Annotated in this window: 28 protein-coding genes and 5 pseudogenes; 18 read left to right on the top strand and 15 right to left on the bottom strand. The window is 53.1% G+C overall.

What is annotated here, in order from left to right:
- Positions 1 to 64: 64 nt before the first annotated feature.
- The 3 genes from MW898_RS23890 to MW898_RS23880 all read left to right on the top strand — a co-directional run bounded on the left by MW898_RS23890 (position 65) and on the right by MW898_RS23880 (position 3,016).
- Positions 65 to 1,189, top strand: coding sequence for an MBL fold metallo-hydrolase (locus MW898_RS23890; RefSeq protein WP_248910805.1), 1,125 nt, complete (start codon positions 65 to 67; stop codon positions 1,187 to 1,189).
- Between the two features lie 36 nt (positions 1,190 to 1,225).
- Entirely contained in the window at positions 1,226 to 2,512 is a 1,287-nt protein-coding gene (locus MW898_RS23885) for an MFS transporter (protein ID WP_248910804.1), read from the top strand.
- A 357-nt stretch (positions 2,513 to 2,869) separates the two neighbouring features.
- Entirely contained in the window at positions 2,870 to 3,016 is a 147-nt protein-coding gene (locus MW898_RS23880) for a hypothetical protein (protein WP_248910803.1), read from the top strand.
- Between the two features lie 199 nt (positions 3,017 to 3,215).
- Here MW898_RS23880 and MW898_RS23875 read toward each other — a convergent pair whose 3' ends face one another.
- Positions 3,216 to 3,611: a PIN domain-containing protein gene (locus tag MW898_RS23875; protein ID WP_248910802.1), complete on the bottom strand. Its 396-nt coding sequence runs from the start codon at positions 3,609 to 3,611 to the stop codon at positions 3,216 to 3,218.
- A complete protein-coding gene (locus MW898_RS23870; RefSeq protein ID WP_248910801.1) occupies positions 3,608 to 3,805 on the bottom strand; it encodes a DUF7557 family protein in 198 nt (65 codons plus the stop codon). The genes MW898_RS23875 and MW898_RS23870 overlap by 4 nt, the downstream gene beginning before the upstream one ends.
- Positions 3,806 to 3,875: 70 nt before the next feature.
- Here MW898_RS23870 and MW898_RS23865 point away from each other — a divergent pair, with 70 nt between their 5' ends.
- Positions 3,876 to 4,193, top strand: a complete 318-nt coding sequence (locus MW898_RS23865; protein WP_248910800.1) for a hypothetical protein — start codon at positions 3,876 to 3,878, stop codon at positions 4,191 to 4,193.
- Here MW898_RS23865 and MW898_RS23860 read toward each other — a convergent pair.
- Positions 4,159 to 4,536: pseudogene (locus tag MW898_RS23860) on the bottom strand (arginase family protein); the annotation flags it as partial. The gene MW898_RS23865 and the pseudogene MW898_RS23860 sit on opposite strands and share 35 nt — an antisense overlap.
- A 48-nt stretch (positions 4,537 to 4,584) precedes the next feature.
- On the opposite strand from MW898_RS23860, the gene MW898_RS23855 reads away from it, so the two are divergent.
- The 4 genes from MW898_RS23855 to MW898_RS23840 all read left to right on the top strand — a co-directional run bounded on the left by MW898_RS23855 (position 4,585) and on the right by MW898_RS23840 (position 7,478).
- Positions 4,585 to 4,848, top strand: a complete 264-nt coding sequence (locus MW898_RS23855) for a hypothetical protein (RefSeq protein ID WP_248910798.1) — start codon at positions 4,585 to 4,587, stop codon at positions 4,846 to 4,848.
- Between the two features lie 91 nt (positions 4,849 to 4,939).
- The gene (locus tag MW898_RS23850; RefSeq protein ID WP_248910797.1) at positions 4,940 to 5,773 is read left to right on the top strand and encodes a hypothetical protein; all 834 of its coding nucleotides are present in this window, start codon (positions 4,940 to 4,942) and stop codon (positions 5,771 to 5,773) included.
- 609 nt (positions 5,774 to 6,382) lie between these two features.
- A complete protein-coding gene (locus tag MW898_RS23845) occupies positions 6,383 to 6,616 on the top strand; it encodes a hypothetical protein (protein WP_248910796.1) in 234 nt (77 codons plus the stop codon).
- A 274-nt stretch (positions 6,617 to 6,890) separates the two neighbouring features.
- Complete coding sequence (locus MW898_RS23840) at positions 6,891 to 7,478, top strand: DUF8121 family protein (RefSeq protein WP_248910795.1); 588 nt, start codon at positions 6,891 to 6,893, stop codon at positions 7,476 to 7,478.
- Positions 7,479 to 7,608: 130 nt separating this feature from the next.
- Here the strand turns inward: MW898_RS23840 and MW898_RS23835 are convergent, their stop codons facing one another.
- Both MW898_RS23835 and MW898_RS23830 read right to left on the bottom strand, forming a co-directional pair.
- Positions 7,609 to 8,001 carry a cupin domain-containing protein gene (locus MW898_RS23835; RefSeq protein WP_248910794.1) on the bottom strand — a complete coding sequence of 131 codons (393 nt, stop codon included), beginning with the start codon at positions 7,999 to 8,001 and terminating at the stop codon, positions 7,609 to 7,611.
- Between the two features lie 192 nt (positions 8,002 to 8,193).
- Positions 8,194 to 8,511, bottom strand: coding sequence for a hypothetical protein (locus tag MW898_RS23830; protein WP_248910793.1), 318 nt, complete (start codon positions 8,509 to 8,511; stop codon positions 8,194 to 8,196).
- A gap of 486 nt (positions 8,512 to 8,997) precedes the next feature.
- On the opposite strand from MW898_RS23830, the pseudogene MW898_RS23825 reads away from it, so the two are divergent.
- The 4 genes and pseudogenes from MW898_RS23825 to MW898_RS23810 all read left to right on the top strand — a co-directional run.
- Positions 8,998 to 9,120, top strand: a pseudogene (locus MW898_RS23825) (IS5/IS1182 family transposase); the annotation flags it as partial.
- A gap of 152 nt (positions 9,121 to 9,272) precedes the next feature.
- On the top strand, positions 9,273 to 9,473 hold the full coding sequence (locus tag MW898_RS23820; protein WP_248910792.1) for a hypothetical protein: 201 nt from the start codon (positions 9,273 to 9,275) through the stop codon (positions 9,471 to 9,473).
- A gap of 80 nt (positions 9,474 to 9,553) precedes the next feature.
- Positions 9,554 to 9,820 carry a hypothetical protein gene (locus MW898_RS23815; RefSeq protein WP_248910791.1) on the top strand — a complete coding sequence of 89 codons (267 nt, stop codon included), beginning with the start codon at positions 9,554 to 9,556 and terminating at the stop codon, positions 9,818 to 9,820.
- A 1,046-nt stretch (positions 9,821 to 10,866) separates the two neighbouring features.
- Positions 10,867 to 11,067 carry a hypothetical protein gene (locus tag MW898_RS23810; protein ID WP_248910790.1) on the top strand — a complete coding sequence of 67 codons (201 nt, stop codon included), beginning with the start codon at positions 10,867 to 10,869 and terminating at the stop codon, positions 11,065 to 11,067.
- 211 nt (positions 11,068 to 11,278) lie between these two features.
- Here the strand turns inward: MW898_RS23810 and MW898_RS23805 are convergent, their stop codons facing one another.
- From MW898_RS23805 to MW898_RS23790, 4 genes are all read right to left on the bottom strand, one after another.
- Positions 11,279 to 11,548, bottom strand: a complete 270-nt coding sequence (locus tag MW898_RS23805) for a hypothetical protein (protein ID WP_248910789.1) — start codon at positions 11,546 to 11,548, stop codon at positions 11,279 to 11,281.
- Between the two features lie 23 nt (positions 11,549 to 11,571).
- The gene (locus MW898_RS23800) at positions 11,572 to 11,952 is read right to left on the bottom strand and encodes a hypothetical protein (protein ID WP_248910788.1); all 381 of its coding nucleotides are present in this window, start codon (positions 11,950 to 11,952) and stop codon (positions 11,572 to 11,574) included.
- A gap of 145 nt (positions 11,953 to 12,097) precedes the next feature.
- Entirely contained in the window at positions 12,098 to 12,757 is a 660-nt protein-coding gene (locus tag MW898_RS23795; protein ID WP_248910787.1) for a hypothetical protein, read from the bottom strand.
- A 231-nt stretch (positions 12,758 to 12,988) separates the two neighbouring features.
- Positions 12,989 to 13,852, bottom strand: a complete 864-nt coding sequence (locus MW898_RS23790; protein WP_248910786.1) for a DUF7351 domain-containing protein — start codon at positions 13,850 to 13,852, stop codon at positions 12,989 to 12,991.
- A gap of 111 nt (positions 13,853 to 13,963) precedes the next feature.
- Here MW898_RS23790 and MW898_RS23785 point away from each other — a divergent pair, with 111 nt between their 5' ends.
- The 6 genes and pseudogenes from MW898_RS23785 to MW898_RS23760 all read left to right on the top strand — a co-directional run.
- The gene (locus MW898_RS23785) at positions 13,964 to 15,187 is read left to right on the top strand and encodes an MFS transporter (RefSeq protein WP_248910785.1); all 1,224 of its coding nucleotides are present in this window, start codon (positions 13,964 to 13,966) and stop codon (positions 15,185 to 15,187) included.
- Entirely contained in the window at positions 15,184 to 15,369 is a 186-nt protein-coding gene (locus MW898_RS23780; protein ID WP_248910784.1) for a hypothetical protein, read from the top strand. The genes MW898_RS23785 and MW898_RS23780 overlap by 4 nt, the downstream gene beginning before the upstream one ends.
- Before the next feature lie 380 nt (positions 15,370 to 15,749).
- Complete coding sequence (locus MW898_RS23775; protein ID WP_248910783.1) at positions 15,750 to 16,748, top strand: ABC transporter ATP-binding protein; 999 nt, start codon at positions 15,750 to 15,752, stop codon at positions 16,746 to 16,748.
- A complete protein-coding gene (locus MW898_RS23770; protein WP_248910782.1) occupies positions 16,745 to 17,578 on the top strand; it encodes an ABC transporter permease in 834 nt (277 codons plus the stop codon). Before MW898_RS23775 ends, MW898_RS23770 begins: the two co-directional genes overlap by 4 nt.
- Positions 17,568 to 18,008 (top strand): annotated as a pseudogene (locus tag MW898_RS26540) (transposase); the annotation flags it as partial. The gene MW898_RS23770 and the pseudogene MW898_RS26540, both read left to right, overlap by 11 nt.
- Before the next feature lie 252 nt (positions 18,009 to 18,260).
- Positions 18,261 to 18,468, top strand: a pseudogene (locus tag MW898_RS23760) (DMT family transporter); the annotation flags it as partial.
- A 182-nt stretch (positions 18,469 to 18,650) separates the two neighbouring features.
- Here MW898_RS23760 and MW898_RS23755 read toward each other — a convergent pair.
- The 6 genes and pseudogenes from MW898_RS23755 to MW898_RS23730 all read right to left on the bottom strand — a co-directional run bounded on the left by MW898_RS23755 (position 18,651) and on the right by MW898_RS23730 (position 23,606).
- Positions 18,651 to 19,613 carry a PLP-dependent cysteine synthase family protein gene (locus MW898_RS23755; RefSeq protein WP_248910296.1) on the bottom strand — a complete coding sequence of 321 codons (963 nt, stop codon included), beginning with the start codon at positions 19,611 to 19,613 and terminating at the stop codon, positions 18,651 to 18,653.
- A gap of 173 nt (positions 19,614 to 19,786) precedes the next feature.
- Entirely contained in the window at positions 19,787 to 20,113 is a 327-nt protein-coding gene (locus tag MW898_RS23750; RefSeq protein WP_264556733.1) for a deaminase, read from the bottom strand.
- Between the two features lie 308 nt (positions 20,114 to 20,421).
- Positions 20,422 to 20,829, bottom strand: coding sequence for a Rossmann-fold NAD(P)-binding domain-containing protein (locus tag MW898_RS23745; protein ID WP_248910781.1), 408 nt, complete (start codon positions 20,827 to 20,829; stop codon positions 20,422 to 20,424).
- Between the two features lie 247 nt (positions 20,830 to 21,076).
- Positions 21,077 to 21,655: pseudogene (locus MW898_RS23740) on the bottom strand (transposase); the annotation flags it as partial.
- A gap of 8 nt (positions 21,656 to 21,663) precedes the next feature.
- The gene (locus tag MW898_RS23735; protein ID WP_248910780.1) at positions 21,664 to 22,566 is read right to left on the bottom strand and encodes an ABC transporter permease; all 903 of its coding nucleotides are present in this window, start codon (positions 22,564 to 22,566) and stop codon (positions 21,664 to 21,666) included.
- Positions 22,563 to 23,606 carry an ABC transporter ATP-binding protein gene (locus MW898_RS23730; protein ID WP_248910779.1) on the bottom strand — a complete coding sequence of 348 codons (1,044 nt, stop codon included), beginning with the start codon at positions 23,604 to 23,606 and terminating at the stop codon, positions 22,563 to 22,565. Before MW898_RS23730 ends, MW898_RS23735 begins: the two co-directional genes overlap by 4 nt.
- Positions 23,607 to 23,748 lie beyond the last annotated feature (142 nt).

Genomic DNA, 23,748 nt, shown 5'->3' with positions numbered 1-23,748 from the left:
GAATTCCTCTTGTGGTATTTCGACCAACGGATTTAATAACCACTATTTCATAATATTGGGTGTAATGAGCAATACTACGGTTGCACCTTCGGAAGTCGCTCGTTGCGTCCACGAAAACGACACTAAGGATCTTTTCGTCCTCGACGTACGCAACAAGGACGACTACGATGAGTGGCAAATTCCCGGAAGTATGAATATTCCCATCTACGACGAACTATTGGAATACGATTATTCCACATTGGAAACCCAGCTCGAGGAGCTACCGGAAGATGAAGAAATTGCAGTCGTCTGCGTCGGTGGTATAACTTCAGCTCGCGCTGCTGAATTCCTGCGGGAGCACGGCTTCGACGCGAAGTCGATCGACGGTGGGATGAACGGGTGGGGACGTGTCCACCGTCAATACGAGGTCGAGGATGTCGACGGAGTCGTTCAAATTCTTCGTCCCGGAACGGGGTGTGTTTCGTATCTTGTTTATGACGACGGTGAGGCCATCGTCGTCGACCCGAGTCAGTATATCGACCAGTATCTGAACGCAGCAGACGAGCGTGGTCTCGAAATCATCGGTGTCGCCGATACCCACGCACACGCTGACCACGTGTCAGGTGCTCGCCAGCTCTCAGGTGAACTCGATGTTCCATATTATCTACATGAGGACGACGCTGGTGATCTCGAAATGATCACAGCTCTTGAAGAAGGTGAAACGCTCACTGTTGGAGAACGCCAACTCGACCTGATCTACACGCCCGGTCACACGCCCGGTAGTGTTTCGTTCCAATTTGGTGATGCGCTCCTTTCCGGGGACACGTTGTTCCTCCGAAGCGTCGGCCGGCCTGATCTCGAAGACAGCGCCGAAGTTGCTGTCAGAGAAGCTGCAGACCAGCTATTCGATAGCCTGAGCCGGCTAACGAATCTTGACGATGATAGTATCGTTTTGCCAGGCCACTTCAGCGACGAAGAGATTCGCCCGCTTGCCACTCAGCTCGGAAAACTCCGAGAGGAGACAACGAACGAACTCCTGAGCTACGTCGAAGACGGTGACGAAACGGCGTTCATCGAAACAATCGTCGAGAGTCTTGCCGACGAGCCCGCAAACTACAATGAAATCAAGCAGATTAACTGGGGGAAGGAACAGCCAAGCGGCGATGCTGATACCCTCGAACTCGGGCCGAACAACTGCGCCGCTAACTAAAATAGAGAAACCATTCCCTTTCTATTTGTACATTGTATGTCTTATACTCACGGAATCCGTAAGAACTGGCAACAATTTATCATTCAGCTGTTAGTGGTGTTTGCCATCGGACTGACTATCGGGAGCGAACGAACTGTCGTACCCGTCCTCGGTCGGGAGGCCTTCGCTCTTGAGTCAATTCTCATGATTGGTTCGTTCGTCCTGAGCTTCGGCTTCGTCAAGGCACTCCTCAATCTCTACGGTGGAAAGTGGGCTGACGAATATGGTCGGAAGCCGATCCTGATACTCGGGTGGATACTCGCGCTGCCAATACCGGTAATCCTTGTTGCTGCACCAAATTGGTGGTGGGTAACGCTTGGCAATGTGCTTCTGGGTATCAATCAGGGGCTTGCCTGGAGCATGAGTGTGAATGCGAAAATCGACCTCGCGGGTGACGAAGCACGTGGGGTAGCCGTAGGTCTCGATGAAGCGCTTGGCTACGGTGGCGTTGCAATCGGCGGCTGGGTAACTGGTATCATCGCTACTTCGTACGGGCTTCGTCCCGCCCCGTTCTATCTTCTCGGTGCGATCATCGTGAGCGGCCTGTTCGCATCAGTATTTCTGGTTGAGGAGACTAAGCCGTATGCTGATGCAGAAGCGGCCGCTACTGCGGATAGCGAAGGTGAATTGCCATTCAGTAACGTACTGAAGCACGCGACGTACGGCAATCGGACGCTTTTCGCTGCGTCACAAGCTGGGAGTATCGAAAAGTTCGTTGACGCGCTCGTCTGGATCGTCTATCCGCTGTACTTCACTTCTCAGGGTCTTTCTGTTGCTCAAGTCGGAATCGTCGTCGGTGTCTATGGAGGTGTCTGGGGTGTTGTACAACTTTATACGGGCCGGCTCGCCGATCGGATTGGTCGACGATCACCCGTCGTTGCAGGCATGTTCACCGCTGGACTGGGAACGCTCCTTGTGGCCATGGTTGACGGGTATATGCTATGGCTCGTTTCTGCCGCAGTAACCGGTTTGGGGATGGCACTTCTCTACCCGAATCTAATTACTGTTGTTGGGGACGCTGTTCACCCTCAATGGCGAGCTCAGGGACTCGGTGTCTACCGCATGTGGCGCGATGCTGGTTATGGCTTTGGTGCCATTTTTGTTGGGCTCGTGGCTGATCTCGTGTCTGTCGAAGCAGCGATTGTTGGAGTCGGAATTGCAATGTTGGGCTCGTGGTTCGTCACAGTTGTCTGGCTTGAAGAGACACACCCCGCGTTGGTATCAGATTCAGATTCAGATACGACGAAAAACCGAATTAATATGGCGGAAATCCATGAAGAATAGTGGATTGTCCAATGTAGTAAAGGAGACATCGCGCACGCTACTGAACAGACTGACCACGGTGGCCGCATCGGACAGGAGATGGCACGGAAGATGTGTTGTAAAGAAAAGAGACGATCACCGTGTGAATAGCTATTCATGACTCGGGCCAATACAGCGTTCTACGAGGATTGATATGAATGGCTCCGAGAAGTGTCTGTTCGACAGCTCGTGCTTGCAGACCGCAGCTTCAAGCCTTTGAGGTGTGTCAAACATAGCGGGGATTTATATCACCTATCTCTTTCCAAAGGTCGAGCACGCGCCTAAACGAGGGCGTATCGACCGGATGGAACAGGTGGGAGACGACGTCGTTGTTAAGATTTGCCCGTTGACAGGGAGACGTTACTGACGTGGGAGACGGGTGACCGTCACGGCGAAGCGATGACCCTCGACAACCTCGGGAAGGTCGCCCAAAAGCACGGTGATCTTGAGACAGCCGTGGAGCTGGCGAACGGTGGGCAGGAGTGAGGACGGTATTGGAGAAGAAGGCTCAGCCAGTAGACCGTCCCGTGCGCTTTGTGATTTTTATGGATATTCATGCAATCACGTCGCTTGCCTCATCGAGGAGAATCGGGGGGCAGTACCGAAATCGGAGGGTTCAGAGTGATGGTTGGTGGGAAATTGCATGTTTGTGGACAAGCACGCAGTGGTGTAGGTTCCGATTGGGCTATTCGCCGCGAAGGTTGGTGACGTCCATCATCTCGGTAAGACAGTCGGTTTCAAAATCGTTGTCTGCGACGATGAATACATCCCCAGTGGACCGTGCTGTCGCCGCTATCAGCAGGTCGCGGGCAGCCATCCGGTCGCCACCATCCATCAGCGTGTCTTGCATCCGGGCGGCCTCGAGGGCGATCTGCTCGTTCAGGTCTAGCGCTCGCACGCCACCGAACTGCTGGCGAACTTCCACGACATCGGTTTGACCGCTTCCGACCACGCCATCCAGAACCTCGTAGACACACAGTGAGGACGTAAGGTACGGTTGGCCGCATTTCTCGACAGCCGTGACGACGTCCGGAATGCCTTCTAGCATGTCGATGATGACGGAGCTGTCGAGGAACGTCACTGCTTGAAGCTCTCCCGCGAGCGTTTGACGGCTGCCCGCGCCCGGTCGGCATCTTCCTCACTCCACGCCCCGATGGCGATGGGCTGTTCACTCTGCACGAGGCGTTCAAGGAGCTCATCGAACGTCTCGTCCTCCTTTTTCAGGCTCTCAAGCATCCGTTTCGTGCCGTCAGAGACGCGGATGGATGTGCTCATGTATACAGACTGTATACAGACACGGTTAGCTGTTGTGGTGCTGGGGGCAAGTGATATTGTACGAAAGTGTATGGCACGCAATTTCCCTACTTCTTGCGCTCGGGCAATGGTTCGAGATTTCATACTTATCCTGCCAACGCCGTGCCGGGGAGTGCGGGCAGCGAGCATCGGAGCGCGTCAATTACGTGGTGGCGTCGATACACTCGTTCAGCCCCTCGCTGACGCTGTCTTCGAACCAGTGATCGACGACGAGTACGATCTCTCAGAGGCCGACCGAGCGTTTATAGACATGCAAACCCGCATAGCTTCGGCAAGCTCGTTATACATCCATAGCGTACAGCAATGGGATGATCTCACATCTCGGCGAATCGACGCTCAAGGAAGGTAACGAGGAGATACGCCGCGAGCCGTTCTGTGTTCTCAGTCGGGTCGTACGTCGGTGCAACCTCCATCATATCGACGCCTCCGATGATATCTTTCGTCCCAAGCGTCTCCATGATGCGAAGCGCCTGGTGAGCCGTCAGACCACCCAGTACCGGTGTTCCCGTTCCGGGAGCGACGCTTGGGTCGACACCATCAATGTCAAACGTAACATACACTACGTCAGTATCGCTGGCGGCGGCCTCGACCGCTTCCTCGATGACTTGTTGTATCCCGTCTTGTTCGATATCTCGCATTGTATATAGATTCAAACCCGCATCATCGGAGAACTCGAAAAAGGATGGGGCCTCATCGAGGAAGTTGACCGGGTCCACGTTGGGCGAGGTTCTCGGGCGATCGTGTGGGAACTGACCCAAGACGGCGAGGACTTCATCGCTGAAGGTGGATTGGAGTCCGAGAGACGGGTCGCACGGGCTAGCAACATTGATCAATTGCACCAGCGGGTCGATACGTTAGAGTCCGATATAGATTACATTCGTGGGGTCGTCATGCGCATCGCAGTGAACACCGGTACAATGGAGAAAGAAGAGGCCCGTGAAGTGATGGGTGAGGAGCGGTTCCGCGACGTTTTCGATGAAGCACAGGTTCTTGCTGAACGTTAGAAGGAGTATCTGGAAGTCGGGATTACAAGTCGTCCGAACGGATTATTTCATTATGCTAATACCTATAACAATCGGGAGTAAGTACAGGTCTATGGTAAACTTGGCTGAGCTCGCTTTCTGTGGGTTCATTGGTATATTTTCCCTCCGGTTTGCTAACCGGACAGCACGTAGCGCGAGAGCATTTCGGTCAATTTTCAGAATCGAATCAGACAAGGTTCACGAGGTAATTGATGGTGAACCAGCAGCGATCGAAGGAGCCGTTATCGTCGACGAGCCAGCGTATGCGGCTGATCGAACCGTTGACCACACTGATTCTGCGGTTGGGGCATATCTCTGGCGAGCTACGTTTCCAAAAAGTAACAAGAAAGTGATCAATTTCAAGAATCGAAATATACGACAAGCCAGGATTACGTTCGCATCCGGTATGGGATTCGGAGAATTCAGCGTGGCCAACAACAAGAGGAAGATCCGCGTCGATCCAACGTGGCTCCTCGAAAGTCACGAAAGCACTCGATTGGCAGAGCTAACTGCTCACGGCCTCAACTCAGATAATGCAATTGCCATCTCTCTCTGGGACTCACCGCATATCCGTCTTACTAGTACTAAGACCAAGCGAACACTCGATCAGCTGCGGGATCTCACCAACACGCGTGACAGTAAGGGTCTGGATAGCTATCATATTGAGTCAAAACCAATTCACGAGGGCACCACCATAGCAATTTGTGGGAATATCCGTATTGAACAGGGTGAGCCTGTGATATATGGTACTGATGAGACGCCACTGACCATCTCGGAGCAGGGGTTCGATGGACTCCGAAATAGTCTTAGATTCAAGATAGTAAAAAATGGACTCGTCTTTCTTTTCTCGTTATCAATTATTGTATTTATTTTCATTGAGAATTTTCATGAGTATCTCATTTTCTGATTTAGTGAATGTGTGAAGCATGCTCAACATCGATCTTGATATACAGGAGGTATCGCTGTCGCGTCTCCTTACTATTGACAACATCTGATTATTAAAGAATGAATTATTCTCTTCATCATATGATTTATCAAGACAGATAATTATTTTTTAGAACCCAGTTTTATGGGAGCTCGACGTCAGCCCATCTCCTGAACCCCTTTCTAAGCTCGTTGTCTGGGGAGGAGTCCAGACGGCGTGTCACACGGGTTATCGACATTGATCAATTGCACCAGCGTGTCGACGCGGTCGGGGCTGACAGTGACTAACTCAAGGACATCGTGATGCAGATCGGCGTCCATACAGAGACGTTCACAAAACAGCAAGCCAAGGAGATCATGGGAGAAGAGCGGTTCCGAAACGTCTTCGAGACAGACGAGGAGAGCAGGTAGATAGTGTTGACGCCCGCAGAATCGGATACGAATCGGCTGCTGAATGGAGAAAATGTGTTCAGCAACTGATTCTCCTTTGTTTCTCTGTAGAGTTGCTGAATACACTGACAGACCGAGCGTGCGAGTCTGTCGAGATGGTTCGTGGCAGCACACCTATCACCTATCACGTATAATGGAGCGTATGGTCTATCCCGTCAGCACTGACTCATTCGTACCGGAAGCCATTCGAGACGCATTTCGGGAGATTTTCGAACACCAGTACGACGACGTGGTTGTGTATGGAGACCGTGAGAACGACGTCGTCCTCCACGAAGGTCCTGTCCGAATGCGTGGTGACGGATGGCTCGAACTTCCAACTGGCCGGCTCATCTCCCCCGAAGCAGTCCATCACATCGATATCCGTTCGGAGAATTGACCAAACGGAGAGCTTGGTCCGCTGTGATCGACTCAGTCATATAAGTTAGATGAACAGCCTTCTCTCCGCTGGCCGATGGTCTGTGCCCGAATCATGCCTTTGTGCAGCACACGCTCGCTACAGTAGCACCAGTTGAGAGACAGACGGGGAGAGCAGCTAGACGCTGTTGAAGCTTTCAGATCCGGATACGAGTCAGCTGCTGAATAGAGAGGTCGGGCCTTGCTTAGACGGGAGAGAGACCATCCTTTACCAAGTAGAACGGTATGTCACCGGTATGAACCGACGGACGTATCTCACGGTAGTATCCAGTGTTGGAATCGCAGCAACAGCAGGGTGTAGTGGACTAGCAGAGAACCAAACCCTCTCTGACCCGACTGTGAACACGGAATCGAGTGGAAGAAAGGCTCTCGTTTTCACATCGAATAGCGAAGAAGTGGGACATTTCGGTGTCGATGGGAGCGTAGAATCCGGCCGAATCGATCTCTCAACCGAAATCTGGCATCGAGAAGGAACACACGTTACCTCCATCAAATTAAGAGTGCAGATGCCAGAAACAGCAACGGAATCTCTCGCAGAGGTCGCTGTCATCTCCCCAGTTGAAGGTGATAGCTCTCCACCACCATCGATAGCACTCTACACGCCCGATCGGGCCCTCGGAACGATTATCGAGATCACTGATCTGGACGACCTCGCAGACGAAACGATCAGTACACTCAATCTCATCGTCTTCCCAAGATCAGAAACGGCGACAGCTCTCAACATCCGCGTAACAATCGAACTCGCAGGCAATGGTGTTCTCAGCAGTGATTACATCCTCGATGGTGAACTCCAGCTAGAGTATCCGGAACTTGACAATCAGTAGTTGAACGTCCTTGTAGTTGATCACTGAATCAGTCTCACAAGCGGAGTCGAAGCATGAGGCGCTGGATGATAAGTATACAGCGGATCATTCAGCGTCTAAATACGGCCGAGAGATTGTCTACAGTTTCCCGTCAAGCGTCGGTCGACGGTTCGTACGTGCGGGCATCGTCAACTGATGGCGCTCCGATGGCGAGGGCGCGTGTGGTCGTGTCGGCGTCGGTGGGATTGAAGGCACGTTGTGGGCTCCCGGGGTCGACAAAGAGAGCTTGGTCGGTTTCGACGACGTACTCTTCATCCGGTGTTTCGACGTGCAGAGCGCCCTGTAGGACGTAAAACACTTCGACTTGCTCGTCGTGGGAGTGGTAGCGCAGCCCCGACTGCTCACCGGGTGAGAGTTCGTAGACGCGGAGGCCAATCTTCGAGTTTTGGTAGTCATATCCGGCCGCAACACTGAGTGACCGGACGTCAGTCCCACGGTCGTCCCACTGGTCAAGATCGTCGGGATCAATGAGGTGGTATCCCATATCTCCTGCAACTGGTAATAGATATTAAAGTGATGGTCCGGGATTTGGCGTGAGAGCCGCATCCGAACGAGTGTTTCCGTTTCTCTTCAGTAGCCGTCTCTTCTGAACGCTAGAAATCGCTGAGTATGCGCCCTCTATGCAGCACATTCTCACTAAAGCATCATCAGTTGATGTTTGCAACAGAGTAAGCCATTAGAACATCTCTTGCATACCGTCTTTGAGGTTGGCGCTAGGAGGCTCGGTCATTTCTTCTTCGCTGAAAGACTGTTCGTTGTCGTCAAGGATCTTGGTGAGTGGCACGTTCGGCTCATCTTCCCGACAGAGTGCCAGATCTGCCGGTGTGAGGCGTTCTTTCTGGCCGTCGTCGTCCCGTGGAGTTTCTGGAACGACGATGATATCCCGCTCGACATCGGCGAGGTCGCCCTCGAACTCGTAGTCGGGGATGACGGGCCGCTTGATCTTCCGGCCACCATCGTCTGGATATGCAGCCGCGTTCGTGAAGATCTCCATTACACTGTATATCCGTCCGTTCTCGACACTGGTCGAAGCAATTTTGTGACCTCACTCTTGCTGTTTCACTCATACTCTTGATCGTTCGATATTAATGAAGGACCGAATGATTCACAAGAAACAGATTTGATATGGACATATGTCCGACCGTACTGATCGATTACTCGCTCTCCTCGTCATATTAGTCGCTATACAAGTCATGGAACCCACTTCTGGTCCAGTACTGAGTATAATAGGACTTCTGGCTGGGATTAGTGCTATTTTGTATGCTATCAGTGAACTGGTGAACCTGTCCTAAAATTCAACCGTCAAGATCGATACGTTCGTATACAACATATAGACTATTTTGACTCTGTTGAAATTCTCATAGAGTTACAGGTCCGCCCGGTAGTCTGATCGGATACAACCTCCCAAAATCGCAGAGACTCCAGTTCGGTGAGCAAACTTTCACGTAGCCAGACGAGCTGTCTCTCACTACTCTTCAAACTTCACAGAGCGTGGAATGCTCGACTGGACGCCGATCTCTACGGCCAACGTAGTCAGAACAAGACGGCGAATTTTCTCCTGAAGCGGAAATACGGCATATTTGTCCGCTCACGGCACTGGTAGAAGCAGTTCCGTGAACTCATTGTCGGCTGTCTCACTCACAACATCGACAAGGCGCTCTGAACGTTAGCTATTGAGCGTCTGTGTGTCAGGCCAGCAGGTCGCTACCGACCGTCCAATAAGATACATCATTGGTCCTGTACTACTATCAGGCCATGTCTGCCCTCCGGGCTGTACTGTTCGAGTGGGATTTGGTCAGGGTGTACAGAATTCTCGCCGCCAGCCTCGCGGTCTATGTCACAGCCAACTACACCGACGATTTTCTCCTCGGTCTTGGAGTGGTCATCATAGTCGGAGCGGTACTCGATACCCCACGGTGGCTGTACGACCGCTACGCACGTCCCAGTGATGAGTGATACACACGCAGATCCCTGTACCGGGACAGATAGGACACAATTATGTCGGTAATTGTAATCCAGTATTGGTATACGAGAAAATGGAGGATGATTCAGTCAAGTTGCTTCGAGTTGGGGCGTGGGGCCAGTTAGCTATAACCGCTCTCGCAGTAGCCTTCTGGTATCTTAGACTTGCCACCGCGCTCTACGTTACCTTTCTCGGGTACTTTTTAGTCACAGTAGCAGCCATAGTCGGTATCGCCAGAACTGCGTCGGCTATCGTTGGACCTCTCATTTATCCGTTCATCATTCCGGGTTTCGTCCCGCTCTATTACTTTGCAATCCAACAGACAGTATCAAACGAATAGTATGAACACCTACCTAACAGCTGTTTCTGCGGAAAAGTCATCGAGGCAATAGAATTCCAACAGAGTCACTATTTTACCACCAGGATCGTTGAATAGACCAGATCTCAATCGAGCTAGTGTTTTTGATTCTAACAGGAGCATAGAATGACTCATATGGCAGATCGTGTTTGGGCAGTAACGGATCGGTCGAGCCGCCGTCTTGAGAACAAGTCTACATTATTTAGTTAGCTTGGCGCAATTCCGTTAGTATGTCGCCCGTTGATTTATAGAACCCCTGGACATTCACCGGATTCATGTCTGTGTTTTCGATGGCAATATATGGATTCTTTGAAATGACTATCGCTGACGGTGATTAGCTTTTTGCAGTCGTTCAAGGAGGTGCAGGAGGTCTGGTATTTGGGCTTGTGTATACGTGTCTACAACAGAAAATTAGAGAATAACATGAACGTGAGGTCAGAACATTCCCTGAATTCCATCCATAAGTTCGTCGTCGACGGAATGCCCACTCCGACAGCCCATTGGCGCACGGCCAACCGTAACGGCTGTTGTATAGTGGGCGTGCATCAGTCAATCATTCATTTTATTTTTCCAATTATTTATACGTATATGTCTTGCATTGAGTATATGCAACGTCGAGACCTACTCGCTACGCTGGGAGGAATTGGTGCAGTAGGGCTGGCAGGCTGTCTCAATAGAGGTACAGCCGGTACAGCCCGATCACGCCACGTCTCCATCGTTAATCAGGATTCCATCGCCGAGGATCATGAGATTCGAATCCATGCAGAGGTACTCGAATCGACAATCACGGATGCACATCCAGCCACATTACGTATCAGCACAACTAACGAGGGGCCCAAACGGGCAATTTCAGTGAGGGCTGGCCGCTGTGACCTGTTTAATCGTGGACGTGGCGGCAGTGACGAGCCAAGAGGACTCTGGCTGTACCGAGCCGAAAGCACGGACTCTATGGACCAGAAAGGGAACAGGTGGATGCCAGACAGGTCACCAGATCAGCACCGTGCATACGCTACGTATGGGTGTGCCCAATGGAATACGAACCCGGAGAGTCGATACGTACAGAATATGAGGTGTGGGACGATTACCAAGTGTCGGGGTATCTCCAACCCAACACCTATCGATGGGAAGAGGATATTCATATTTGGGAAGACGCAACGGTGACGGCGGGAAATCCATCGAAGACGACGATTAGCTGGGGATTCTCGTTGGCCGTCGAGAAGCCGGACTAAGTGGTGGATAGTGATACGCCAGTACGAGTGACGATTCTTCTATTCGCATGTTCTCTCACCAGCAGTCCTGGCTCACAGTGGATGAGGGACACGCTGCTCTCGTGCTGCAACCATCCCTGTATCTTACTGCCAGAGTTGTCAGATTGTGCGCTGATCTCGCGGCAGGCGGAGCAAGGAGCGCATCAATCGATGGGTGACGTTCCACAAGCACCTAGTTAGCATCTTGCGAGCCGTTCTCGAACGTTGAAATCGCCGCGTCAATCGTGGCCGCTTGATCTTCTTGATTCCCCCCGGATTCAGACGAAGAGAGGTCCTCATCAGTTTCGTCGCTGCCTGTGAGCTGTTCGCTATCGTCGTCCAAGAGTTCGGTGAGCTGGCGCGTCACGTCCGATTCGCGTAACTCTTCCATCGTCGCATCGATTGTCTCTCGAGAGAAGATATCGCCGTACGCCACAGCCCACGCCTGCTCGGTGACGCGCATGAGCTCCGTGACATCGCAGTCTCTCAAATCTGCGTTTGAAACCGGCTGAAGCCGGTGAAGTGTGGCGTGACAGTCACCGGGATCTTTTCCGCTAACTCCTCCAGACCCGCCATCACTTCATCATTCGGCTGCCCGTAGATATCCAAGCGCTTCATCGTACAGGCTTCCATCACGTCATCGATATATGGTTCGGACATATCCCAGTGAGCCAGAATGGACTCTGAGTCGGGTTGAATCTGGCAGCTATGCGCTTGCATGTTCTCTTCATCGATATAGACTTCCACCAATAATTGCGGGCCGTTTTCCTCAGTGAAGGTGACTGATTTCTCTATGCTCGCCTTGAAGGCCTCCAACTTACCTTCCGTAATATCGAAGGTAGAGAGTTGCATTATGTGTTCAGACATAGGTGTTTACTTTTCTCACTTGGCTGTGGGTGAGGGTATAGTTTTCCTGAATTGAATTTTGGTAATTATGGGGATGAATAGACAATAGTCGACAAGAACTCAGCGGACACATGTCAACTAAGTCTTTTTTCGGAGGGAGAACTGATCAATAACGATATCCACTGTATCTATGATCTCGAACGCTTCGAAAGAATGCGAAAATTATTCTGTGACATCTTTGTGGGGACTGGACACCCACTTCTACTCCAAAAATGAGGACCATGAATTGTCTCGCTATCGCTTCGATTCCGCTGCGAATGTCGTTGTTGGTAACGTGAGTGAGTGTTCGCGCGATCGAATCTCGCACAGGAATGAGCTGTTTGACATATCTCTGCCTCGCCTCAGTCTGCTCGAAGGTGGGTGGGTGTTCGACTGGACGGGTGACGGACTCGTCTCGTTCTTCGGCGGGGGGAGTGTGATTCACCTCTCCAACTGACTGACCGTGCGTCGAATCAGAGAAACCTGTTCTAGATGCTAGCGGTACGAGCCGTCGATCGCGCGCAATCACTCCCGGGGCGACCTGACGAGTGAATTCGTGGTCGTAGCCGAGTTCTTCCAGAGGAATACGCTCGCTAACCGTTGCATCGGCTGCATGGAGTTCGACCATGACCTGCCTGTTTTCGTCGACGTTGACTGTTATCTCGACATTCAGTTCCTCTGCGTTCGCAGGAGAGATGTCTGTTAGGGTGAGTTCTCCACAGTACTCATTTTCAGCCGCTATATTGTTCTCCCTGAAAAACCGGTATACGAAACGATGATTGATCATCGATAGTTGTCACAAACGTCTTTGTTTCATCGGTCGGAATACCAGTGTTTCTTTCAATAATTCTGGAGTCAGGCAGCTGGTTTTCTCATGCACAACATGTGCTGAATCTATATCCAGAGTTCAAATTTCACAGGGGCGTGCATGACGAATCTTACCTGCCCATCATCAGTAATACTGAAAATTATTCCGACAGCATACATCTTGCAGGAGAATAGGACTGCCAAATCTCACCTACCCAACTTCAGCTACTGAAACAATAGTCCCGCCATCGTCGACGGATAGGTGAAGTTCATCGGTTTCGATTGGTATCCGGAGGTGAACGCATGAGTGATCGCTATCGAAAGTGGTGTACTCGCAACTCAGCGCCCAGGAAAGATTCCATAGCGGTTGGGTATCGAGTTCGGCATTATGAGAGGCATGGAATCCGATGACGGACGGATGATCGCGAACCGCACAACCAACCGGGAGATACACACGTGCCCAGCAGTTCGTACAGGTATACAAGAATCGATGGCTCACATTGCCGATACTTGTCATCGGAGTCTGAGTAGTCAATGTCGTGTTCATTTCTGAGCCACATTCCGGACATGTTCCCGTAGCCGCAAGTGCGTTCCATCGCCGTGACCATACCTCGAACGCGTGGAGTCGGTCGTCACGTTGAGCAACTGGTGCCGGTGGAAACGGAGCGTGAAACACTTCCTCACCACACGCCTGACAGGTAATGTACAAACGTTCCTGTTCGTACCGCGCGACGAGGGCTGCTTCACCACAGGCGTAACAGGTTCCTGAAGCGTCCAAACGTCGCTTGCCAGCCCGTTCAGTGAAGATACCCGCAGAGAGAGCACTGACGATCTTTCGACCGGCATACGTGAGCGCATATCCGTCGTCTGCTTCGAATACGAACCGTCCAACGAGCTGCTGGAGGTGATAGTTAAAGTTCCCACTATCTCGGATGCCGACACGTCGCTTGAGAGTTGCGTATGGAAGGCTGGATTCGTCATGGCGATACGCTTGCTGGAGTTCATAGAGAATTGCGATCCGGCGCTCGTTCCCGATTGCTGCTAAGATATCTCCGATCTCCGAACTATCGTCCATACACTAGGTTATCGCGGAGGGGATATAGACGCTCCTGAGAACATATGTCAGCAATCTATGTGCAATAATATGCTCAGAATTGTTTCATGTGTCGGATTCGTAGGGTAGCGTATGCGATTGTCCCACCGACCAGTTAAGCTCTATTACTGCTATAAGGCAACGAAAGCAGTCGGGTTCTACCGACCGATCCTCATCCTCTATCTGCTTGCACAAGGGTTGACATACACACAGGTCGCACTCCTCGAAGGACTCTATGCGCTAACGACGGTACTCGGTGAAGTCCCGACGGGATACCTTGGAGATCGGCTTGGTCGCCGCAATAGTTTGCTGGTTGGCACGGCTCTCATCACTGTCGCTCTGATTGGTATCGGACTCACAGAGACATTTTCCGTCTTGATCGGTTTCTACGTTATCTGGTCAATGGGGTACAACTTCCGATCCGGAAGCGACGACGCGTGGTTGTACGATACGCTCGCCGATCGGTCATCCAGCATGGTATTCACAACGGTCAAGGGACGCGGAACAGCGGCCGGATTGTTCGTCGGAGGTGTTGGGTCGATTCTCGGCGGGTATCTGGGTCAAATTGATCTCTCGCTTCCGTTTTTCGTCGCGGCTGCTGTGAGCGCTCTTGGTCTTCTCGCCCTCGTTCCGTTACCGGAACCGACTAGATCAAGCAGGTCACAATCGCTGGGTGTTGGAGACATCTTCCGCGTGATTAGTACGTCGCTTTCTCACCCATCGCTTCGCTGGTTCATTGTCTACTATTTCACGCTTTTTGTACCCATTATTGACATACTCATTCTTCAAGTCCAGCCGGTCACGAAGACTGTGCTTGTGAACGCTGGCGTGACATCTGGTACCGTCAAGTCCCTTCTTGGCTGGCTGTACGCCGCATTCAGCCTCCTCGCTGCGATTATTAGCTACAACATAAGTGTGATTGAGACCCGAGTTGGGTACCGTCGCTGGTTTTTCGCCGTTCCGTTGCTCATCGCTGGGGGGTTGTTGTCACTCACAATTATTCCATTGTTCGCCCTTCCGGTGTTCGTGTTTGCTCGGGGGACATTCGACGCAACACGCGCGCTCGCTAGTGGATATGTCAACCACCGCATTGATTCCGCCGTCCGGGCGACCATAATCAGTTCGCTGGCGCTGGTGAGTTCGTTAGTGAGTGTCCCAGCGCAAGTCGCAAGCGGATGGGTTGCAGACGCTACCTCACCCCTGTGGGTACTGGTGGTGTCTGGCGGGGTCCTCGCTGTAGGAGTGTTCTTCATTCTCATTATTGGACGACCATTCCTGGAGATGGAAACGGAACACGAATCAGTCACTTCTTCATGACATCGAGTCCGATCACGCCGCTCCTCGCTCTCGGTGAGGATAGTCACCATGAGTGGGCTCAAATTCTCCACGCAGATCCGTCAAAGCCGGAGAGCGATCTTGAGGGCGTTGTCTTGGCTGTCACTATCATCGCACAATCGCAGTACGAGCACGCCACGGACTATGCCGATGTCGAGACCTGAAGCCAGGCAGGTAAATCTCTCATGCACGACCGAGTATAAAATTTAGTTTAATTGATATATGTATTAAGAATTGAATGACTAAATCGACTATATGGAGACCAGATATATCTGAATGATTACTTTTCCTGTGCAATTCACACATCTGTCGTTCGCGCGCTCTAAATGCCTTTAACGTGGGACAAACGTACCATGGTACGTACGTAACATGATTGTTCAGAAACATTATCTGGTTCCCTCCCTCAAGTCCTGAGTATGAAGCGACTGGCCACCTGGAGTTTCTCTCCCGGCGGAGAAACAATCACGATAATGAATACGAGTAAACAAGTGAAATCCAACATCTCATCTATTATTGACAATTTCCTTCTGAACGGGGTGGTTTCATGACCAATACCATCGTTATAGAAGATGTCGAACTGACCTACAGTGATGGAACCGAGGCAGTCAAAGGAATTGACCTAGAGATACCCGATGGAGAGTTCTTCGGGTTCCTGGGTCCAAACGGGGCAGGAAAGACCACGACCATCAAGATTCTTGCGACACTGCTGCAACCGACTGCCGGGATGGCGGAGGTCAACGGCTTCGACGCGAAAACCGATCCACGGCTGATTCGCCAATCCATTGGCTACATGGCTCAGGAGACTCTCGTCGATTATCAGCTCACTGCCCGCGAGAATATTAGATTTGCCTGTGAGGCCTACAACGTTCCCCATTCCGAGCGCGAGCATCGCATTGAAGAATTGCTTGAGCTCACTGATCTCACAGATGTAGCAGATAAACGACCCGATGATTTCTCTGGCGGAATGCAAAAGCGGTTGGACGCCGCGACGGCGTTGGTTCACCAGCCATCGTTAGTATTTCTCGACGAGCCGACAACGGGGCTCGATCCGAAAGCACGAAATCGGCTCTGGGACTACTTTCGGCGCATCAACAGTGAGGGGACAACGATCTTCCTTACTACACAATATCTTGAGGAAGCTGACCAGCTTTGCGACCGTATCGGAATTATTCTTGATGGAGAAATCATTGCAACCGGTTCGCCAACTGAACTCAAACAACAGGTCGGCGGTGACATCCTTGACCTTGAAATTGAAGATGAAGACGATATGCGTACGCGCGCCGCTGAGGTAGTACACAAGTCATCGGTCTTTCCGGACGAGCCCACTATTGAGAGCAGACCGGATGGACTGAGTGTAGCCTCACGGGCAGTACAGAACCACAGCCAGGACCTCTTACTGGAACTGCTTAATGCGGACGTAGCTATAACAGGATTTGCTATCCGTACACCAACGCTTGATGATGTGTTCCTTGCGATCACAGGTGAACACATCGAAGACTCTCAAACACATGACGATCAGGTGACCCCAGAGGTGACACAATGACCATCAAAACCGCAACCAATTCCGGCCAAAAGTCGGTCAACAACTCCTTCAGGACTGATGTATGGGCAAACTTCATGCGGTGGGGTCGCAAGTTGGTTCGGAATCCGTTCGCGCTCGTTGGATCACTCATTCAGCCGGTGATCTTTCTCATCCTATTCCTGGAGGTGTTTGGTCAGGTGATGACGGATGCAGTCAGTCGAGGTAGTGGAACAATTGTGTACGAGAGTTTTTTGCTACCCGCTATTGTGATAATGGTGTCACTCACTGGAGCAGCGACATCCGGTACAGAGCTACTTGACGATATAAATTATGGGATATTCGAAAAGGTACTAGTTTCACCGATGAGCCGTGCTGGGATATTCTTGGGGAAAACACTCGCGGAGATGACGATGGTGACCGTTCAGATTGTCATCATCTTAGTACTCGGGTGGTTGTTCGGGGCAACCTTTGCAACCGGTGTGTGGGGCGGACTCGTTATTATCGGCATCGGTATCGTCTTTGCCGGATGGTACGTGGGATTCTCAATCATCGTCGCTCTTCTCACCCGCGATTCGGGGGCGACAGTCTTGTTTACGAACTTACTTGTATTCCCTCTGTTATTCCTCTCCAGTGCGTTTCTCCCCGTCGAAACGTTGCCGGGCTGGATCCAGATCGTCAGCAGTGTCAACCCCGTCACCTACGGTGTAGACGCGACACGGGCGCTCATAATTACCGGCTGGTCTTGGGACGTGATCCTCTCTAATCTCGCGGTTCTGATCGGTCTTGACCTTGTGTTCGGTGCGATTGCTGTCCGTATGCTCACCCAGGCGTCAGGCACTGATGTGGCGTAGTAGAGTAACGAAGACACCGACCGCAGACCAATCGAATGATTCGGCGAACACAGTCGCACCAATTCTCACTCACATCTCCACCGACCGCCACGCCCAGTCCCGCTTTTTTGATACCGATTCCAAAGAGATAGACGACGATCTTGATGGATTGGTCACGGAGGTCGCCACCATCGCGTAATCGCAATGCGAGCGTGCTACGGACTACGCGGATATCGAGACGTTGGTCCGTGGTCTGCCGATTGATCGCTGTACGTTCACCGCGCATGATTCGTTAGCGCCGTACTCGGGACCATACCCAATGGCGCTACTGGTCCGGGGCTTCATCATCGAGGAGATCAACGGCTGGGACGAAACTGCCCTCCACGACCACCTCCGAGCGCATCCCTCGCTGCGTCATGATCTCGGGTTCGAGACGCTCCCGAATTACTCACCGCGCGTCGACGCGAACCAGTTCCTGACCGTGGCGAAGCAGTACTACGGCCTCGATCCACCTGATTGAGGCTCAGCTGTCCCCTGTGATTGCCCGTCCGTGAGCGGCAGCCCTGCCAGCCACCTGTTCATTTCATCCCACACAGCCTTGATTCCAAGGGCTCAGTTCAATACTGTCGGTAGATTCCTCGATACATGGAGAAAGAAGTCGCAATAAATAGGCAGTCCGTGCATTAACTGCCCACCTAGCCGACTTCAGATCAGTATGGTGTTACTCACCAAAGTGATACAAGACCTGCCGATCGGGACTGCGTATGCTGTCTGGACGGGGATCGGCGCTGTCAGAACCGCTTCGCTCGGTATCGTCCTATTCGACGAACCTGCGACGAGTGTCCGCCTCCTCTTCATCTGTAATCGTCTTCGGAATCGTCGGCCTCCAACTCGTCTCTGGAGGGCACTAACAACACGGCTCAAGTGTTTCATAGAACTCTCCGCAAGGAGTGATTTCATCCACGTTCCGGTGAACCGCCCTCTCAGTAGATCTGAGTAAAGACCGATCGACAACCATAATATTTAATATGTTGATATATTGTATCAATATAAATTCCAGATAACGACAGTGAGTTTCGAAAACCGCCTCGATTCAACAGAGACAGAACGTCGACTCTTCGAGTCCTTCGTACAGTCCGCCGGAGAGATACTTGAGCCCGGTATCGCAGGCGACTGTAACGACAGTGGCATCTGGATCACGATTAGCGGCGATTTGCTGGGCAGCTGTAACGTTCATCCCGGTACTCGTTCCAACGAGTATACCCTCTTCCTGCGCTATCTCGCGGACACACTTGATGCCGTCCTCATTCGGGATTGTGTACACCCGATCGTAGGCGTCGTCGTCAACCAGCGGTGGTGACCCGACGATTGCCGTCCCCTGTACACTGTGTTCACCAGTCGTTCCCTCTGTGAGGACTGGGGACTCCGCAGGCTCGACGACGGAGATTCGAACATTGGCATCGGCGCCACGAAGTGCTCGCGCAGTACCCATCGCACAACCACCAGTACCGACGATCATAACGAACTCATCGACATCGTGCCGCTGATTGAGAATCTCGTTCCCGAATGCCTCGTACCCGTCGAGCTGGTCATGGTTCTCGAACTGGTTAGTGAAGTAAGCGCCAGTCTGGTCACGGACCCTCAGTGCTTCTTCACGGAGGTCGTCGAACAGTCCATCGTGTGCGGTTCCATCGGGTGTTTCGACGAGGTTGACCTGTGCTCCAAGCGCGCGCATCGAGGCAATCTTCTCGTCTGCGACGCAGTCTGCTGTGACGACATGAAACGGATGTCCGAGAACGGCACAGACGAATGCGAGACTCGTACCGGTGCTTCCACCGGTGAACTCAACGACGGGATCACCTGGCTCAATGTCTCCCCGCTTCCGGGCAGCCTTGACTATGGCAAGTGCCATCCGGTCTTTGAGACTTCCCGTGGGATTGGCTCCCTCCCATTTCACCGAAATCGATGCCCCTTCTTTGGGACGAAGTGATGGAAGATCAACCATCGGTGTTTCACCGATTGCCTCTAACGTGCTCAGATAGTTTCGAGAGCCCATACCGGGATAATTATTAGTCTAGGAGTTAGAGATACCGGTTAGATTGCTCTGTGACAGTTGGATTGGGCTTCGGTCACTGCTTTCCCTATACTAATCATTCATCGGACAGCGCATAGCGGTGTGTGAATTCTTCTATAACACCTCACGGATCGGCAAATTGGCGTTCGGAGGAGTCACCAGTCGAACTCCTGGTGAATCTGGCGGCCTTCATCGTTCAAAATGGGTCCGACAACGTCGCTGATGTCATCTAGGATATCCGCGGAACGGACCGTTGGCTCGTTTCCTGTGAACGCCGCGATTTCATCAGTTCCGACACAGTAGACGACGCGTCCGGACCCAGCTGTCGTCATCCCGCCAGCACACATCGGGCAGGGTTCAGTGCTCGTATACATGACCATCGTAGACCGCTCATCGGCGTCGTATTCTCGGCACGCGCGGTACGCGAGATGGAGTTCGGGGTGGCGACAAATCCTATCAGTTGTCCTATCTTTCGGGATGATATTCGATGTCGGTCGCCTCGCCGTGTCTTACCAATAGAAACGATGTGGATGACTGCCGATCGATTGGTAAGATATAGCTGTGGTCGGATGGCCATTCATTTCAAAATCCGGAAGCTCCAATACAACGGCTCATCACAGCGATGATGTTGTCTCGATAGGCGCGGCTCGTCGTCGGCTAGCGAAAGCAGGACGATGACACACCGGTCGAATCGCTGGTTCGCCTGGTCGGGAGTATCATCACCAGTGAGCAGCCAGTGGAGAAGTAGTCCGACCAAGCCTCATGGATCGGCTGATAGGAGGGATTTTTCTCACGGCCAGTCCGGATTCACTCCCACGAGATCGGCGCTCTCGGTCCAGAGGCGTTGGCGGAACTCGTGATCTCGCACTTGCTCGGATGGGAAAGCCCGATCAGTTCCGGAGAAGTACGCGCCGGAAACGTTGGCCGTCTCCTCGTCCGCCGTGAGGTGGACGAGGCTGTCGGCGGCGCGCTCCGCGGATGAGCCGACGAAGGGGACGAACGACGCAAGCCGCGTGGTGATCCGGACGTGTACCGCCGACTCGCGGAACAGGCGGCTGCCGGGGACGAGCCCCGGGTGGAGGGCGTTCGCTGTGAGGTCGGGTTTGGTGTCTGCCAGTCGCTTGGCCAACTCGATCACGAATGCCACATTCGCCAGCTTCGAGCGGGCGTATGCTTCCAGCGGATCGTAGTCGATCATTGAGGGTCCGCGAGCGGGTCCGTTGCGCGGCTATGAACGCCGGAGGCGGTGACGACCACCCGTGGATCGTTAGCCCTACGGAGCGTCCCGAGCAACTCGTACGTGAGCAGGTACGGCGCGAGGTGGTTGACGATGAGCGTCTCCTCGACAGTCAGGCCGGCGAGCTCGGCGGTACGGCGTTCTCCGCGGGAGAGTCCCGCGTTATTGACGAGGATGGCGGGATCGTACGCCTGGGCCTCGTCGGCGAGGTCACGAACGGCTTTGCCTGCTGCCATACCTGGTCGGTTTTCTCTGCGACGAATTGGTGTTTCGGGGGCTCGTCGGTTCGCGATTCGTCCGTTTCGTCGGTGGTGATTCGCTCGGGAAGGGGAATATCGCAGGAACGCGCGGCCATGATGATTCGATCAGCACACTCTCTTACGGCGTCGCGCAGTTCCTCGCTGAAGCGGTGATTCCAGCCTCGCCAGAACGTTGATTGCGCTGGGAGTGACTCGAATCCGAGATCGCGGCGGAGCGCGGGATTCGCTCGCAGGTAGTCGTGGAGTGCAGTCTCGTCCCAATCGTTGATCTCTTCGAGAAGGAACATCCGGACCAGTATCGACATCGGATACGGCCCTGAATAGGGCGCAGATGAATCGTGTGCGAGGAACGTGAGACGGTCAGTCGGTAGGTCACAGATCAGCGTCTCGATGTCAATATAGTCCGTAGCGCGTTCACACCACGACCGAACGATAGTCGTGACAACAGAGACGAATTCGTCAAGGATATCGCCTGCTCTGTTAGGGTTGAGGGCGAACAAACGGTGAGATGGTCTGACGATCCCCATTTGGTGAATCAGCTGGCTTGTGAACTTGACACACGTCGTAACAAAGCGACAGCGATCCCACCGAGCGCGAGATCAAGCACACCGAGAACCACCATCGCTGGCACGATAGTGCTCCAGATGCCAGAGAACGCCGTCACGTTGAGCACAGTGAGCACGTCCTGGCCGAACATCAGCGCCCGCGCGGCACCGACGCCGTACGTGACCGGATTGACCGTTGCCACCGCCTGCATCCATTCCGGCAAGACACTGATCGGCAAGAAGGCATTCGACATGAAGACTAGGGGATACGGCAGCAGATTCACCAAGACGGTGGTCGATTCTGAGTCCCGTGTCACGAGGGCAGCGATGTTCGAAAAGGCCGTAAACGCCAGTGAAAACACGATGACGATGGCGATGATCCCGAGCACGCCCAACAATCCTGTCTGGATGTACGTCCCGACCGAACCACTCGAATCGATCCACAACACCACGTACCCGAGCCCGAGTGTCATCACCGTCTGAACGATGATCAGTACCATATCCGAGAGAGCCTTTCCGAGGAAGATCGCTCCACGATGGGTCGGTGAGGCCAGCACTTTCTCGAACATACCGTTTTCCATGTCATCGACCAGACCTATCCCAGAGTTGCCCGCCGCCTCCATGGCCATCAAAATGACGACGGCTGGCGTGAGGTAGGTGACATACGAGACACCCGTGCCGATCGCTCCCCTGAGAGCGTCTTCGGTGATCTGCCCGAAGAGCTGAGAGAACAACACGAGGAGGATAATGGGTGTTATCAGGGCACCGAATATCACAAACGGATTCCGGCGGGTTTTCCGCAGCCAGCGCTTGAGTGTAATCCATACATCGACGGGGAAGCTGTTGCCAGTCGCCCTCTGCTCGACCGCCCTCTCAGTTTTAGTTGTACTCATCGGCTCATCTCCGGTTGGACGGAATCGTCCGGCTGTTCTTCGTTCGGTGTCTTGTCGTTCGCTGTCTCGCCGGTGATGGCGAGGAAGACGTCATCAAGCGTCGGCGAGTGAACGTCGAACCCCGTCACAGTGAAGCCCGCTTCCCGTAGCGCTACCAGGAGGTCAGTACCAGCCCGACGCGCGTGCTCGGACGCGATAGCGATACCCTCGTTAGTGGATTCGATCGTATCTCCCTCGAACAGTCCCGACTCGCGGGCGACTCCTCGGGCGTGCGCTCGCTGCTCATCAGTCGGATCTGCAAGCGTGATTTCGAGTATGTCACCGCCGACCTGTGATTTGAGCGCGTCCGGCGAATCGGTAGCGACGATCTCGCCGTGGTGAATCACCGACAGACGGTCGCAAAGTTCGTCGGCCTCCTCTAAGTACTGGGTCGTCAGAAACACCGTCGTCCCCTGCTGGTTGATCTCCTGAAAGTACTCCCACAGGCGATTGCGCGCACGGGGGTCTAGCCCTGTCGTGGGTTCGTCGAGGAAGACGAGTGGTGGCTCATGCACTAGGGCGGTCGCCACGTCGAGGCGTTTTTTCATCCCACCAGAGAATTCTTGGGCCTGCTTGTCGGCCACATCCGCGAGATCGACGAGGGCTAACAGGTCGCCGATTCGCCCGGCACGCTCGCTCCGGGGGACGCCGTATGTCTCGCAGGCGAAGCGGATATTTTCGCGGGCGGTGAGTTCTTCGTCCACGCTTGTTTCTTGGGCCATATAGCCGATAGACGACCGGACGGCGCGCGCTTCGTCGACGACATCGAACCCGTTGACCGTCACCGACCCAGCAGTAGGACGTAACAGTGTCACAAGTGTCTTGATAGCGGTGGTCTTGCCCGCGCCGTTCGGCCCTAAAAATCCGAAGAACTCTCCCTCGGGGATTTCGAGGTCAATGCCGCGCACCGCTCGGGTGCCGTCCGAATACGTGAGTTCGACGTTCTTCGCTGTGATCGACGTTGCGGAAACCTTCGGTGTTTCAGTCGTTTGGATAGACATGATCACAATCCCTCCGTTGCGTTCCGAATTGGTCGTGCAGTAACTCCTTTCGGAGAGTTGCTGCAACCCTTATTGCTTTCTCGCTTCTCCATTATATCGGAGGAGAGTCCGTGTTACCTCGGGGTTTACCCCGCTCATGAGC

This window comes from Halocatena marina (assembly GCF_023276375.1).
Lineage (GTDB): Archaea > Halobacteriota > Halobacteria > Halobacteriales > Haloarculaceae > Halocatena > Halocatena marina.
The sequence above is the reverse complement of the archived record's forward strand: the minus strand, read 5'-3'. Positions and strand labels throughout refer to the sequence as shown.

Bases quoted from the DNA above. Each gene is read 5' to 3' on its own strand.
- MW898_RS23735 (WP_248910780.1), bottom strand. From the start codon at position 22,566: ATGAGTACAACTAAAACTGAGAGGGCGGTCGAGCAGAGGGCGACTGGC.
- MW898_RS23790 (WP_248910786.1), bottom strand. From the start codon at position 13,852: ATGGACGATAGTTCGGAGATCGGAGATATCTTAGCAGCAATCGGGAAC.
- MW898_RS23780 (WP_248910784.1), top strand. From the start codon at position 15,184: ATGACATCGAGTCCGATCACGCCGCTCCTCGCTCTCGGTGAGGATAGT.
- MW898_RS23870 (WP_248910801.1), bottom strand. From the start codon at position 3,805: ATGAGCACATCCATCCGCGTCTCTGACGGCACGAAACGGATGCTTGAG.
- MW898_RS23755 (WP_248910296.1), bottom strand. From the start codon at position 19,613: ATGGGCTCTCGAAACTATCTGAGCACGTTAGAGGCAATCGGTGAAACA.
- MW898_RS23890 (WP_248910805.1), top strand. From the start codon at position 65: ATGAGCAATACTACGGTTGCACCTTCGGAAGTCGCTCGTTGCGTCCAC.
- MW898_RS23815 (WP_248910791.1), top strand. From the start codon at position 9,554: ATGGAGGATGATTCAGTCAAGTTGCTTCGAGTTGGGGCGTGGGGCCAG.
- MW898_RS23785 (WP_248910785.1), top strand. From the start codon at position 13,964: ATGCGATTGTCCCACCGACCAGTTAAGCTCTATTACTGCTATAAGGCA.
- MW898_RS23865 (WP_248910800.1), top strand. From the start codon at position 3,876: ATGGCACGCAATTTCCCTACTTCTTGCGCTCGGGCAATGGTTCGAGAT.
- MW898_RS23830 (WP_248910793.1), bottom strand. From the start codon at position 8,511: ATGGAGATCTTCACGAACGCGGCTGCATATCCAGACGATGGTGGCCGG.
- MW898_RS23850 (WP_248910797.1), top strand. From the start codon at position 4,940: ATGGTAAACTTGGCTGAGCTCGCTTTCTGTGGGTTCATTGGTATATTT.
- MW898_RS23820 (WP_248910792.1), top strand. From the start codon at position 9,273: ATGTCTGCCCTCCGGGCTGTACTGTTCGAGTGGGATTTGGTCAGGGTG.
- MW898_RS23810 (WP_248910790.1), top strand. From the start codon at position 10,867: ATGGAATACGAACCCGGAGAGTCGATACGTACAGAATATGAGGTGTGG.
- MW898_RS23835 (WP_248910794.1), bottom strand. From the start codon at position 8,001: ATGGGATACCACCTCATTGATCCCGACGATCTTGACCAGTGGGACGAC.
- MW898_RS23745 (WP_248910781.1), bottom strand. From the start codon at position 20,829: ATGATCGACTACGATCCGCTGGAAGCATACGCCCGCTCGAAGCTGGCG.
- MW898_RS23845 (WP_248910796.1), top strand. From the start codon at position 6,383: ATGGTCTATCCCGTCAGCACTGACTCATTCGTACCGGAAGCCATTCGA.
- MW898_RS23800 (WP_248910788.1), bottom strand. From the start codon at position 11,952: ATGTCTGAACACATAATGCAACTCTCTACCTTCGATATTACGGAAGGT.
- MW898_RS23805 (WP_248910789.1), bottom strand. From the start codon at position 11,548: ATGCGCGTCACCGAGCAGGCGTGGGCTGTGGCGTACGGCGATATCTTC.
- MW898_RS23770 (WP_248910782.1), top strand. From the start codon at position 16,745: ATGACCATCAAAACCGCAACCAATTCCGGCCAAAAGTCGGTCAACAAC.
- MW898_RS23840 (WP_248910795.1), top strand. From the start codon at position 6,891: ATGAACCGACGGACGTATCTCACGGTAGTATCCAGTGTTGGAATCGCA.
- MW898_RS23885 (WP_248910804.1), top strand. From the start codon at position 1,226: ATGTCTTATACTCACGGAATCCGTAAGAACTGGCAACAATTTATCATT.
- MW898_RS23730 (WP_248910779.1), bottom strand. From the start codon at position 23,606: ATGTCTATCCAAACGACTGAAACACCGAAGGTTTCCGCAACGTCGATC.
- MW898_RS23795 (WP_248910787.1), bottom strand. From the start codon at position 12,757: ATGATCAATCATCGTTTCGTATACCGGTTTTTCAGGGAGAACAATATA.
- MW898_RS23775 (WP_248910783.1), top strand. From the start codon at position 15,750: ATGACCAATACCATCGTTATAGAAGATGTCGAACTGACCTACAGTGAT.